11 protein-coding genes are annotated in these 14053 nt (G+C 32.3%); 7 read left to right on the forward strand and 4 right to left on the reverse strand.

Annotated elements, in window-relative coordinates:
• The 3 genes from ACOSP6_RS03725 (at position 1) to ACOSP6_RS03735 (ending at position 3715) form a co-directional block, all read left to right on the forward strand.
• Positions 1-1011: a DUF368 domain-containing protein gene (locus ACOSP6_RS03725; RefSeq protein WP_422093038.1), complete on the forward strand. Its 1011-nt coding sequence runs from the start codon at positions 1-3 to the stop codon at positions 1009-1011.
• Positions 989-1750 (forward strand): shikimate dehydrogenase family protein, encoded by a 762-nt coding sequence (locus ACOSP6_RS03730; RefSeq protein ID WP_422093039.1) that lies wholly within the window; start codon positions 989-991, stop codon positions 1748-1750. Before ACOSP6_RS03725 ends, ACOSP6_RS03730 begins: the two co-directional genes overlap by 23 nt.
• A 111-nt stretch (positions 1751-1861) precedes the next feature.
• Entirely contained in the window at positions 1862-3715 is a 1854-nt protein-coding gene (locus tag ACOSP6_RS03735) for a DUF349 domain-containing protein (RefSeq protein WP_422093040.1), read from the forward strand.
• Positions 3716-3765: 50 nt separating this feature from the next.
• On the opposite strand, the gene ACOSP6_RS03740 is transcribed toward ACOSP6_RS03735, so the two are convergent.
• From ACOSP6_RS03740 to mtaB, 4 genes are read right to left on the reverse strand one after another with little or no spacing between them, the layout of a single operon-like run.
• Positions 3766-4710 (reverse strand): lytic transglycosylase domain-containing protein, encoded by a 945-nt coding sequence (locus ACOSP6_RS03740; RefSeq protein ID WP_422093041.1) that lies wholly within the window; start codon positions 4708-4710, stop codon positions 3766-3768.
• Positions 4711-4722: 12 nt separating this feature from the next.
• Positions 4723-5394 carry an alpha/beta hydrolase gene (locus tag ACOSP6_RS03745; protein WP_422093042.1) on the reverse strand — a complete coding sequence of 224 codons (672 nt, stop codon included), beginning with the start codon at positions 5392-5394 and terminating at the stop codon, positions 4723-4725.
• A gap of 3 nt (positions 5395-5397) precedes the next feature.
• Positions 5398-6132: a DUF6438 domain-containing protein gene (locus tag ACOSP6_RS03750; RefSeq protein WP_422093043.1), complete on the reverse strand. Its 735-nt coding sequence runs from the start codon at positions 6130-6132 to the stop codon at positions 5398-5400.
• Positions 6133-6170: 38 nt separating this feature from the next.
• On the reverse strand, positions 6171-7505 hold the full coding sequence (gene mtaB / locus ACOSP6_RS03755; RefSeq protein ID WP_422093044.1) for a tRNA (N(6)-L-threonylcarbamoyladenosine(37)-C(2))-methylthiotransferase MtaB: 1335 nt from the start codon (positions 7503-7505) through the stop codon (positions 6171-6173).
• A gap of 40 nt (positions 7506-7545) precedes the next feature.
• On the opposite strand from mtaB, the gene ACOSP6_RS03760 reads away from it, so the two are divergent.
• From ACOSP6_RS03760 to ACOSP6_RS03775, 4 genes are all read left to right on the forward strand, one after another.
• A complete protein-coding gene (locus tag ACOSP6_RS03760) occupies positions 7546-8046 on the forward strand; it encodes a GNAT family N-acetyltransferase (protein ID WP_422093045.1) in 501 nt (166 codons plus the stop codon).
• Positions 8043-8360 carry an antibiotic biosynthesis monooxygenase family protein gene (locus tag ACOSP6_RS03765; protein ID WP_422093046.1) on the forward strand — a complete coding sequence of 106 codons (318 nt, stop codon included), beginning with the start codon at positions 8043-8045 and terminating at the stop codon, positions 8358-8360. The genes ACOSP6_RS03760 and ACOSP6_RS03765 overlap by 4 nt, the downstream gene beginning before the upstream one ends.
• On the forward strand, positions 8344-9945 hold the full coding sequence (locus ACOSP6_RS03770) for an ABC transporter substrate-binding protein (protein WP_422093047.1): 1602 nt from the start codon (positions 8344-8346) through the stop codon (positions 9943-9945). Before ACOSP6_RS03765 ends, ACOSP6_RS03770 begins: the two co-directional genes overlap by 17 nt.
• Before the next feature lie 159 nt (positions 9946-10104).
• Positions 10105-13917 carry a M36 family metallopeptidase gene (locus tag ACOSP6_RS03775; RefSeq protein ID WP_422093048.1) on the forward strand — a complete coding sequence of 1271 codons (3813 nt, stop codon included), beginning with the start codon at positions 10105-10107 and terminating at the stop codon, positions 13915-13917.
• Positions 13918-14053 lie beyond the last annotated feature (136 nt).

Consider the following 14053-nt stretch of genomic DNA (forward strand, 5'->3'; position numbering starts at 1 on the left):
ATGTATAAAGAAAGAAAGTTTGGCCAAAAAGTAGGTCTTTTTTTAAAAGGCTTAGCTATGGGAGGAGCAAATAAAGTTCCTGGAGTCTCTGGCGGAATGGTTGCTTTTGTCATGGGATTTTATGAAGAACTTATTTACACATTTAGAAGGATCAATCTAAATGCATTTAAGTTACTATTTAATGGGAGATTTAGAAGCTTTGCCAGATACACAAATTTTCAATTTCTAGTTTGGGTAATGCTAGGAAGCATGTTTAGTTACTTTAGTGTTTCCTTAGTTTTAGATTACTTTTTAAAGAACTATCAACTTTATGTTTGGTCTTGGTTTTTCGGAATGATTATAGGTTCGATTTATTACATTTCAAAAGACTTTGGTGATTGGCGATTAAAGAATCTAGCTTGGCTCTTCATTGGGGCGGCTATTGGTATTGCCATTAGTTTTATGTCGCCAGCAAAAGAAAACGATAATTTAGTATTTGTTTTTATTTGCGGAATTATTGGAGTTTCAGGAATGACATTGCCAGGGTTATCAGGATCCTTTATTCTAATTTTATTAGGGAATTATGTCTTGCTTTTAGTGGATAGTGTAAACGTTCTTGGAGGTGTTATCTCTTCTTTGGTAACAGGAGATTTTTCAGTTCTAAGTGATCCAGTGAAAATTAGATATTTAAAAATCATCGTGACTTTCACACTAGGATCTGCTTTCGGATTGGTTTCTATATCTCATTTGTTAGGATATGTTTTAAAAAAATGGAAGCAACAAGTAACGGCAATTATTATTGGTTTTATTACAGGGTCGTTAGGTATAGTTTGGCCATGGAAAGAAACCATCTATAAAACTGAAGAAGGTATTTTTCTATTAGATTCTAAAGGCAATAAAATAATAGAAAACTATGAACGATATCTACCAAATATAAAAGATAATGAAACTTTAATTTCTATCGGTTTTATCTTGGTTGGTATAGTTCTAATTCTTGCAATCGATTATTATGGAAATAGACGAAAACGTTAAACTATTTGGTTTATTAGGTAGAAATATTTCTTATTCATTTTCAAGAGGATATTTCGCTGAAAAGTTTGATTTATTAGAATTGACAAATCACAAATATGTTAATTTTGATTTGCATCAAATAGATGAACTTCCTCTTTTAATTGATAAACACAAGGAACAATTGATTGGTTTTAATGTCACCATTCCTTACAAGGAAGAGGTGATTCCTTTCTTGGATAAAATAGATAAAAAAGCTGCAAAAATAGGAGCGGTAAATACCATTCGAATCACAAAAAGTGGTAAGTTAAAAGGATACAATACAGATTATTATGGGTTTAAAAAATCGTTGGAGCCTTATTTGAATAAACTTCATAAAAAAGCATTAATCTTAGGAACTGGAGGAGCGTCAAAAGCGGTTGCTTTTGCATTAAAAAATATGGATATAGAAGTGTGTTTTGTTTCTAGAAAAAAAGAAAAGAATAATACTATAACTTATGATGAACTTAATGGAGAAATTATTAAAGATTATTTATTGATAATTAATTGTACTCCCTTAGGAACACATCCAAACATTGAAAATTGTCCAGATATTCCTTATGATTATTTAGGTGTAAATCATATTCTTTACGATTTAATCTACAATCCAGCGAAAACACTTTTTCTAAAAAAAGGAGAGGAGAACGGAGCAGTCATTAAAAACGGATTAGAAATGTTGGAACTTCAGGCAGAGAAAGCATGGAGAATTTGGCAAAAAAGTTAAGTGAATTTTATCAAATTCGTAACTGTTTTAAAGTTCTTTAAATAAAACCTCGAGCTAATAAATATTCATTATCTTTAGCATAAATAAACTGGAACTTTAAACATCATTGACATGTTAGAAAATAGTGATAATAACTTAGAGGAAAATACCAAAGGAGAATCTCAAAACCAAATTACCCAAGAAACAGAACAGACAGAAACAGCAGTTAGCGAAGTAGAAAACGTGGTTGCTGAAAATTCTGAAAAAGAAGAAAACAATGAAATACCAATGAAAGATTACAGCGGTATGGAATTGGATACACTCGTTTCTGAACTAAAAAGCCTTTTAAAAAATAATCCAGTTCATCTAATCAAAAAAAATGCAGACGCAATTAAGAATGCGTTCACTCTTAAATTTGGTAAGTTGTTATCTGAAAAGAAAGCAGAGTTTTTGGCGGAAGGCGGAAATTCAATAGATTTTCAATTTTCTAGCCCTATAAAAACTGAATACAATAAGTTATTAAAAGAGTATAAAGAAAAAAGAGATCATTACTACAAACAACTTGATGATCAACTTAAAAATAACTTAGATAGAAGGAATACATTGATTGAGGAGTTGAAAAACTTAATCGAAAATGCAGATCCTAAAACAATGTATAATGATTTCCAAAAAATTCAAGAGCAATGGAAATCTGTAGGTCCAGTTCCTAGAACAAGGTATAATGATACTTGGAAAACATATCATCATCATGTTGAGCGTTTTTACGATTTATTGCATTTAAATCAAGATTTTCGAGAGCTCGATTTTAAACATAATTTAGAAGAAAAATTAAAGTTAATCGATAGAGCAGAAGCTTTATTAGAGGTTGAAGATGTAAATGTTGCTTTTAAAGAATTACAAGAGTTACATCGTCTTTGGAAAGAAGAGGTAGGACCTGTAAGTAGAGAGTTTAGAGAAGATGTTTGGAATAAATTTAGCAATGCTACAAAGAAGCTTCATGATAAGCGTCATGATTTTTTCCGAGATTTAAAATCAAAACACCAAGAAATTATTAATGAGAAATTGTTAGTAGTAGAAAAAATTAATAACTACGATTTCTCTAAGAATAAAACTCATAAAGATTGGCAAAGAAGTATTAAGGAGATTGAGGCGCTAAGAAAGAAATACTTCGATGTTGGAAAGCTCCCATATAACAAGAGTGAAGCTGTTTGGCAAAAGCTTAAAGAGGCGACAAAAAGATTCAATTCGGCCAAAAATAAATTCTATAAGGAAGAAAAATCTTCTCAAACAGATAATTTGAGAAAGAAAATGGAATTAGTAGAATTAGCTGAGAGCCTTAAAGATAGTGATGATTGGGAGACTACTACAAATACAATGAAAAGAATTCAATCTGAATGGAAGAAAATTGGACATGTTCCAAGAAAGTTTTCTGATGAAATTTGGAATCGTTTCAAAACAGCTTGTAATAGTTATTTTGATCGTTTGAACGCGCATAGAGATGGAGTTTCTCAAGAACAAGAAGCTGTAGTTATAGAGAAGAAAAAATTCATTGAGGATTTTAAAAATAATGATGCTCTTTCTGTAGAAGATGTTAAAGAAGCTATTGTAAAATGGAGAGAGTTAGGTTCCTTGCCTCGAAATGCTCGTCATTTAGATGGTAAATTCAATAAAGAAGTTGATGCTAAGTTAACTTCAATGAATTTAGATCGTGAAGAAATAGAAATGATGAAATTCAGGAATATTGTTGACAATCTATTCGCTCAAGAAGATTACAGAAAGTTAGATAGCGAGCAGTTTTTTATTCGTAAGAAAATTTCGGAGACCGTCCGAGAAATGCAGCAATTAGAAAATAATTTAAGTTTCATATCAAATGCAACAGAAGATAATCCATTGGTACAAAACGTAAGAAAAGGTATTGATGAATTTAAAGAGCAATTAGATATTTGGCAATCTAAATTAGATTATCTTAAGAAGTTAGATTATTAAAACAAATAAATAGAATAGTATTTAAAAAGCCCACATTATGTGGGCTTTGTTTATGATTTTAATGGAATTTTGATTTTATATTCTTTACCACTTTTGTTATTGAGTTTTGTTTCTCTTAACCAAGGGTTGACTAGTTTTAATTCCTTATACGTAATGTTGTATTGTTTAGCGAAATCGGCTATATCCTCAATGGGTTTGTCTATAATAATTTCTTTTACCTTTGGATATGTATATAAATCATCCTCTTCATAAAGAAAACCGTATTTTTTTGGATGCGACATAATTTCTTTCAAGGCTAAAATTCGAAATAAATAACGACCAGTCTCCACATTTAATAGCAAGTCGTAATAATCTGTTACTTTTTGTTCCTTTAAACGTTGAGAAATTCTACCATTTCCAGCATTGTAAGCTGCCGCAGCTAAAGTCCAACTACCAAACTTTTCTTTAGATTTTTTCAAATATTCAGCAGCAACTTTTGTTGAAAGCTCTAAATTATAACGCTCATCAACATTTTTGTTAACTTCTAATCCATATTCTCGTCCAGTAGAAGGTAAAAAATGCCAATACCCAGCTGCACCTTTATAAGAAGGTACTTGAATTAAGGCGCTTTCTGCAACACATAAATATTTGAAATCATCTGGAAGATTATACTTTTTTAGTAATGGTTCTATTAAAGGGAAAAATTTATTTGCTCTTTTAATTAATAATAAAGCATTTGATTGCCAATAGGTGTTCACCAATAATTCTCTATCTAATCTTTCGAAAATATCTGATTTTTCTAAAGGTACTCGTTCTCCTGCAAATTCCATAGATTCTGGAACTTTTACAGCTTTTACTTCATACGTATCACTAACACTTTTATCTATGCTAATAGAATCTTTTTTGATGTTAGCAGTTTCATTTTTATCAGATTTAATTCTTGTAAGGTTTAATAAAAAGAAACCTACAAAAAGTATCAATGCTAAGGATATTGTGCGTAAAAATTTAAATTTCATAAGTATTATTTTTTATGAGACTTTAACGGCACATTGTTCTTCAAGAATTTTAGAAATGATTCTTGCTTTATTTAGAATCATAATATGTGTGCCGTTTTCGACTTCGATATAGTTTTTTATATGTTTTGAAGGAAAGATTTCATCTTTATTACCATGAATATGAATAATATCATCCAGTTCAAAATCTTGTTTCCAATTTAACACATTATGTATCGCCCATTCTAAATATGTTGCATTCCTAATAGACAAATACATTTTATAAAGTTCAGCTCTCTTTTTCAGGTAATCTCCAAAGAACAAGTGCTCATAATTCTCGATATTCTCGATAACTTTAGTTGGAAACAATTTATAAGCTTTTGTTTTTTGAGCTATTTTTAATCTGTTTGGTAATTCTTTATTGCTTTTAATACTCGATATAATTATGGTCTTTTTACAGTTCATAATTTTACTCATCTCCTGAACCATGACGCCTCCAAAAGACACTCCAATTAAAACCGGATTTTCATGTTTAATTTGTCCGCACATTCGAGCTGCATAACTTTCAATAGACTCATCAATAGATATTGGTATAATCCAATCTAAGAAATGAGCTTCAAATAAAGTTTCGTCAAAGGTTAAATACTCAAATATTTTTGTATTTGCTGCTAAACCAGGAACAAAGTATAAATGAGTTTTTTCTACCATATATTATTCAAAGAATTTTTTTTCTAAAAGTATTCCCTCGATATATTCATTTAGTTCCATTAATTCCTCGGGAACATCATCGTTCCATAAACGAACTTGAACTTGTTTTCCATCATGAACTAAGTACGTACTTTGTAAATCCATAATTCTTGGATTATCATACACATCTTTGTAGCTAGAAAAATCTTTCTTTTTTAAGATGTCTTTTATAGTGCTTAATTCTTTTTCTGAAAGTTTAAATTCCTTACTTCCTTTTTCTAAAACAAATTCTATTCCTTCATAAGAAACGTTTCCTTCCTTGTCAATATAAACATTGTAAGATGGGCAATCTCCCATACATCTTGTTTTACGAATTGCAATGAAAGTATTGTTCTCTCTCTTAATTAATTTTTCGGCAATATCTTTTCTGTTTACCTCGATACTTCTAAATTCCCTAGAGTTTAGCAAACGTTCTTTCCAAGTGTCTAGGTTTTCATCAGGAGTCTCAATAACGGCAATTTTAGAAGTTGCATTATCCATTAACATGCTTTTCCATTTCATTCCACTATTGGTAACCAATGCTTTTACGTTGTCTAAACTTTTCGGATTGTTTAAAACAACAATAAGTTCGTTCTTAGGTTCCTCTTTAATAGTTTCAGTTTTTGTAGCTGGTGTTGTTCTTGTCGTGTCCGATGATTTCTCTTTTGGAGCTCCACAACTCAATGCTAACAATAAAATGGCCATGCAAATTGACTTCATACTTAATTTTTATTGGGTAAATATATAATGACGTTAAGTTAAGCAATTACTTTGGTATCAACAAAGTTGAAACGTACCAATCCATCTTCGTCAATTTCTGTTAGTTTAACTTCGTGTAATGTATTCACTAAACTTGGATTCCAAGGGGTTTTAACTTTTACATAATTCTCTGTAAATCCGTGAATGTAACCTTCCTTGTTTTCACTTTCGAATAAAACAGTTAATGTGTTTCCTAATTGACTTTCATAAAAGGCTCTTCTCTTTTTTACAGATAAACCTCTTAACATTTTACTTCGTTTAGCGCGCACATTTTTAGGAACTACACCATCCATTAAAACCGCTTCAGTATTTGGTCTTTCAGAATAAGTGAAGACATGTAAATAAGAGATGTCAAGTTCCGACAAATAGTTATAAGTTTCTAAGAATAATTCATCAGTTTCACCAGGAAACCCAACAATCACATCAACACCTATACAGGCGTTTGGCATTACTTCCTTGATTTTTGCTACTCTGTTCGTGTAAACTTTTCTTAGATAACGACGTTTCATTTTCTTTAAAAGCTCATCACTTCCTGATTGTAGCGGAATATGGAAATGAGGAACAAATGTTTCTGAATTAGCTACAAAATCAATTGTTTCATCTTTTAATAAATTAGGTTCTATAGAAGAAATACGAAGTCTATGAATACCTTCAACTTTATCTAAATTCTGAACTAATTCTAAAAACGTATGTTCGTGTTTTTTATTTCCAAATTCACCTTTTCCGTAATCTCCGATATTCACTCCAGTAAGAACAATTTCTTTAATTCCTTTTTCAGAAATCTCTTTAGCATTCTTTAATACATTTTCTAAAGTATCACTTCTCGAAATTCCTCTTGCTAACGGAATTGTACAATAAGTACATTTGTAATCACATCCGTCCTGGACCTTTAAAAAAGCACGAGTTCGATCTCCAATAGAATAAGAACCTACATAAAAATCGGCATCTTCAATTTCACAAGAATGAACTTCACCAATATCGTTTTTAGTTAAATCGTTAATGTAACTGGTAACATTAAATTTTTCCGTTGCACCCAATACTAAATCTACTCCATCAACCGCTGCCAATTCTGCAGGTTTTAATTGAGCATAACAACCAACAGCAATTAAAAAAGCTTCAGGGTTTTGTTTTAAAGCAGATTTAACGATAGTTTTAAATCGTTTATCAGCATTATCTGTAACCGAACAGGTGTTTATCACATAAACATCTGCTTTTTCTTCAAACTCAACTCTGCTAAATCCCTCGTTTACAAAATTACGAGCGATGGTTGAAGTTTCTGAAAAATTTAATTTGCATCCTAATGTGTAAAAAGCTACTTTTTTTTCCGCATTCATTCTTGTACATTTAACCGATTGCAAAAGTACAATATTGAAAATGATTTTTGAAACAGAAAGACTAGTAATTAGAAGGTTGTTGATGAGTGACTTAAATTCTTTTTTTGAGTTGGAAAGCAATCCAAATGTTTTGCAATATGCAACAGGGGAAGTAAAAACATTATCAGAATGTGAAAAAGAATTATCCGAGTTAATTAAAAAGTATGATTCAGATCAGAACGATTTTTGGATTTATGCTGTTGAAATGAAACTTAATAGAGAGTTTATCGGAACGTTGGCTTTAGTTAAGGATGATGCAGGAGATGATGAAATAGGTTATCGATTTATTGAACGTTTTTGGGGTAACAATTACGCGAGTGAATTGTGCAAAGGTTTAATTGTTTATTGTAAACAAATTGGAATGAAAAAGCTCATAGGAAATGTTGTAAATGAAAATGTTGCCTCTGAAAAAATTCTATTGAAATATGGTTTTATGAAAGTAAAAGAATTTGTAAGTGATGATATTGGCTTACCAGAAACAAAATACCAACTAATTTTATGATTGCAAACACTCCAGCTCCTCCTTATTATGCAGTAATTTTTACGAGCCTTAGAACAGAAGTAGATGACGAATATAACAGTGCAGCTGACAAAATGGTTCAATTAGCAGAGCTTCAAGAAGGATATTTAGGTATTGAAAGTGCCAGAAATGAATTAGGGATTACTGTTTCTTACTGGAAAAATTTAGACGCTATAAAGAAATGGAAAATGCATGTCGATCATAGCGAAGCAAGAGAGAAAGGAAGAATTACTTGGTATCAGAAATTTAAGGTGCGAATAAGCAAAGTAGAAAGGGATTATGGTTTTGAGAAGTAGTATTTTATTATTCATATTTTGTGTACTTTCATCTTGTAAGGAAAGGCAAAGTGAGTTTAACGATAATCAGGTTTTTAGATATAACGAGCATTCAAATATTACATCGTTAGATCCGGCTTATGCTAGAGATCAAAGAAATATTTGGGCGGTTAATCAGTTGTTTAATGGTTTAGTACAGTTAGATGATTCTCTCAATGTTAAACCCGATATAGCGAAAAAATGGACTATAAATAACGACGGAACTGAGTATACTTTTTTGTTGAGAAATGATGTTTATTTTCATGAACATAAATTATTCGGGGAGGATAAGACCAGAAAAGTTGTTGCGAATGATTTCTATTATTCTTTAAATCGATTGCTAGATACTAAAGTTGCTTCTCCAGGAAGGTGGGTGTTACAGAATGTGAAAAACATAAATGTTGTCAACGATTCTGTGCTTAAAATTAAATTGAATCAACCCTTTCCACCTTTTCTTGGTTTGTTAAGTATGAAATACTGTTCGGTAGTTCCAGAAGAAGTGGTGTCATTTTACGGAAAAGAATTTCGATCTAACCCAATTGGAACAGGTCCTTTTAAGTTTAAATTATGGGTGGAGAATACCAAACTAGTCTTTAGAAAAAATGATAAATATTTTGAAAGAGATAGAAAGGGGAATAAGTTACCATATTTAGAGGCTGTTGCGATTACATTTCTTCCTGATAAACAAAGTGAGTTCCTTCAGTTCGTTCAAGGTAACTTAGATTTTATGAAAAGTCTAGATGCTTCCTATAAAGATGAAATTTTATCTACCTCCGGCGAGCTGTTAGATAAGTATAAAGGTAAAGTAAACATGCAAAAAGCATCTTACTTAAATACTGAGTATTTGGGATTTTTTCTAGGTGGAGATGAAGATGATCCCGTTAAATCAAAATTAATCCGAAGAGCTATTAACTATGGTTTCGATCGACAAAAAATGATTACTTTCCTTAGAAATAATATTGGCGATCCTGCGATACACGGTTTTGTGCCTAAGGGCTTACCTTCGTTTAATGGTCAAAAAGGATATACTTATCAACCAGAAAAAGCAAAAGAGTTAGTTAATCAATACAAAAAAGAAACAGGTAAAACCTCTGTTGAAGTAACAATAACAACGAATAGTAGTTATCTTGATTTATGTGAGTTTATCCAAAGTGAGTTAGTAAATATTGGTTTAAAAGTAAATGTAAATGTAATTCCTCCATCAACCTTGCGACAGGGTAAAGCAAATGGTAAATTACCTATTTTTAGAGCAAGCTGGATTGCTGACTATCCTGATGCAGAAAACTATTTATCTTTATTTTATAGTAAGAATTTCACTCCGAATGGTCCGAATTACACCCATTTTTCGAGTTTAACTTTTGATAAATTGTACGAAGAGTCTATAAAGGAAGTAAATAATGAAACTCGATATAAGTTATACCAAAAAATGGATAGTATTCTTATAAGTGAAGCTCCAGTCATTTCTTTGTATTACGACCAAGTTATTAGATTTTCACAGAAAGATGTTGAAGGACTTGGTATAAATCCTATAGATATGTTGAGTTTAAAGAGAGTTTACAAGAAGTAGATTGAGTATTGTTTAATTTTTTATAAAATATTTGTAATTATTTTATCGTTTTGTTATAAAAAATAACATACAGATTGTTTTTGTTTATTTTTTAAGTTAAATATTTTGTGATTTAATAATTTTTTAACTTTATAAAAAACCTTTCAAAATCAATCAATTATGAAAAAAACCTACCTGCTGATAGCAGTATTCTTGCTATCTCAAACAATTTTTTCTCAAAATTCAACGCCAAAGGATCTTGGCATTATTCAACAACATTTTAATAACCTCAAGAAGAATAGTGAGAATGCTTCTGAGGACTTTTCCGAATGGAAAGTAACTAGTACAGCTTCTTCATTGAAGAAGGGGCTTACTCATTACTATGTTACGCAATACCATAATAACATACCAATTATTAATGGTACCTATAACATGTCGGTATTTAAGGGTAAGGTTAACTTTAAATTAAATCAGTTTGTTCCTGAAATTAAATCTAAGTTAACTTCATCAAAAACGTCCGGAATTACTCCTGAGGCTGCGATTCAGTCAGTAGTAACAAAACATCGTCTTCGTTCTTCTGCAAACCTTGTAAGAGTTTCTAAAAGATCAAGCAGTGGTGATGACGTTATACATTTTGTTAACTCTGGAATTACTGAAGACAACGAACCAATTACTGCAAAAAAGGTATATGTTTTCCAAGACAACCAATTAAAATTGTGTTGGAATATTAACTTATACGAAGAAGGTGGACAAAATTGGTGGAACAGTTTTGTAGATATTTCTTCTGGTAAAGTTATTGCCGAAGATAACTGGGTGATTTCTTGTAACTTCGGAGAGGTTGAGCATTCACATGTAAAAGGCGAATCTCACTCAAATACGGCAGAAGTAAATTATGTAGAAAGAAATTCTGGAGTTCCTTACGCAAAGGAATCTATGATGTTTGCACCAGATTCTTACAATGTATACGCTATGCCTTTATCGGATCCAGATGATGGAGGTAGAACAATTGTTACTAATCCAGCTAATTTAACTGCCTCACCTTTCGGTTGGCACGATACTAATGGAGCTGCAGGAGCAGAATTTACCATTACAAGGGGTAACAATGTTTGGGCACAAGAAGATGCTAATGGAAATAATGGTACTGGGGCATCACCTAATGGAGGAGCTAGTTTAGATTTCGATTTTCCAGTGAATTTAGGATTGTCTCCTTCAAATTATAGAGATGCTTCTACCACAAATTTATTCTATTGGAATAATATTATGCACGATGTTTTCTATCAGTACGGTTTTGATGAAGCAAGTGGAAATTTCCAAGAAAATAATTATGGTAAAGGTGGTGCAGGAAGTGATTCTGTTAATGCAGATTCACAAGACGGAAGCGGAACAAATAATGCGAATTTTGCAACTCCTGGTGATGGAGGAAATCCTCGAATGCAAATGTTCTTATGGAATCAAACGAATCCTGGAAGAGACGGATCTTTTGACAACGTAATAATTGCGCACGAATACGGGCATGGTATTTCTACACGTTTAGTTGGTGGTCCAAATAGTAACACTCTTGGTGGTTCTGAACAAATGGGTGAAGGTTGGTCTGACTGGTTCGGATTAATGCTTACCATGAAGGCAGGAGATCAAGGAACAGATAGTAGAGGTGTAGGAAACTACGTTTTAGGTCAAGATGAAAACGGTCCAGGAATACGTCCGACGCCATATTCAACAAACCGTTCAATCAATAACACTGATTATGCTGATATAGGAAGCTTAGCAAGACCTCACGGAGTTGGATATGCCTTTGCAACTATTTTATGGGATATGACTTGGTTGATAATTGATCAAGAAGGATTTGACCCAGATTTTTACAATGGAACTGGAGGAAATAACATTGCAATGGCTTTAGTAATCGAAGGATTGAAGAACACAGCTAATAATCCAGGTTTTGTTTCTGGACGTGATGGAATTTTACAAGCAGATCAAGACTTATATGGTGGTCAGTATAGATGTTTAATCTGGAAAGCTTTTGCTGAAAGAGGTGTAGGAGAAGGAGCGAATGAAAATAATAATGGAGGAACTAATGGTCAAACAGATCAAACGGTTTCTTTTGTAAATCCATGTGATGGAGGTGGACCAGATCCGCAACCTGAGGTTTGTTCTGGAGATGTAACTACCTTCCCATTTAGTGAAAGTTTTGAAACTAACTTAGGAGAGTGGGTAAATTCAACTTCTGATGATATTGACTTTACAAGAAATTCAGGTGGAACGCCTTCAAGTAACACAGGACCGAGTGCAGCTTCTGATGGGTCGACATACGTTTATGTTGAAGCATCTGGGGATGGAACAGGTTTTCCAAATAAAAGAGCAGTTTTAAATTCTCCTTGTCTTAACTTTAGTTCATTAACAGAACCAAATTTATCTTTCGAATATCACATGTTCGGTAGCGCAATTAATTCGTTAACTGTTGAGGCTAGAACTGATAATACCGGTGATTGGACTTCTGTATTTACCAGATCAGGAGATCAAGGAAACCAATGGAATGGAGCTAGTGTTGACTTAGCAGCTTATGCTGGTCAGGCGAGTGTACAGCTTCGTTTTGTAGTTGTTACAGGTACAGGAACTAGTGGTTGGCAAAGTGATATCGCATTAGATTCAGTTGCTATTCAAAATGGAGGAACTGATCCAGGACCAGGTGATGGTTGTACTGGTGAAATTACATCTTTCCCATTTAATGAGAGTTTTGAAACTAGTTTCGGAGATTGGTCAAATGCTACATCTGGAGATGATATCGATTTTACAAGAGATACAGGAGGAACTCCTTCAAGTAATACAGGTCCAAGTACTGGAGCGGATGGTGCTACATATATTTATGTTGAAGCCTCAGGAGATGGAACAGGTTTTCCAAATAAAACAGCGATATTAAACTCTCCATGTTTAAACTTTAGTTCATTGACTGCACCTAGTTTACAATTCCAATATCATATGTTCGGTAGTGCAATTAATTCTTTAACTGCAGAAGCTAGAATTAATAATGGAGCTTGGACATCTATCTTTAGTAGAAATGGAGATCAAGGAAATCAATGGAATGCAGCAAATATTGATTTAACTGCATATGCGGGAGAGTCGAGTGTTCAAATAAGATTTACGGTAGTAACAGGTTCAGGTACTAGTGGTTGGCAAAGTGATATTGCACTAGATGCTATAACTATTGGTGAAGATACTGGAGGTCCAGATCCTGATCCAGGTTGTGCTTCGTTAGACTTTAATAGTTTTACCATTACACCATTCTCTAATCAAGATTCAGCTGGTAATTTCTCTATTGGTAATGGAGGCGCGTCATTAACATTAACTAATAATACATGGAAATATATTCCATTAAATTATACGGTTACTCCAAATACTGTTATTGAGTTTGAATTCAGCAGCACTTCTCAGGGAGAAATTCATGGAGTTGGATTTGAAAACGACAATACGCTAACATCTACTAGATATTTTAAAGTTCATGGAACACAAAACTATGGAATCACGAACTTTGATAATTACTCAGGAGGTACTCAAACTTATGTAATTCCAGTAGGAGATTCTTATACAGGTACTATGGATAGATTAGTATTTATAAATGACAATGATGCAGGTTCAGGAAATAATTCTACGTTTACGAATGTTAAAATTTACGAAGGTTCGTGTAGTTCTTCTTTAGTCGAGGTTGTTAGCTTCGGAACGAGAATTGATCAGATTGGTGATCAAGATGAAGATGTGTTATCATCAATAACGATTGCACCTGTTCCTGTTAAAAAAGGAAATCTTTTAAAAGTTATTAGTCAAGGTAAAAACTTATCAAATACAACCTATAGTGTTATTAATGTATTAGGTCAAGTTTTAGATAAAGGAAATTTAAATGATACTAGAGCTATTAATATAGATCGTTTTAAATCAGGAGTGTATATTCTGCAATTAGAGAATGAGTATACCAAGGTTAACAAACGATTTATTATTGAGTAGAAAATAGATTCTTTTAAAAGAATAAAAATAAGGCCTCTTGATAATTCAAGAGGCTTTTTTATTGGTCACAATTTTGGGTCTAAAACCCTGCAATTTTATTGCAGCACTTTCAGTTATATGAAAAATTAATACCTTT

The organism is Tenacibaculum sp. MEBiC06402 (assembly GCF_049239625.1).
Classification (GTDB): domain Bacteria; phylum Bacteroidota; class Bacteroidia; order Flavobacteriales; family Flavobacteriaceae; genus Polaribacter.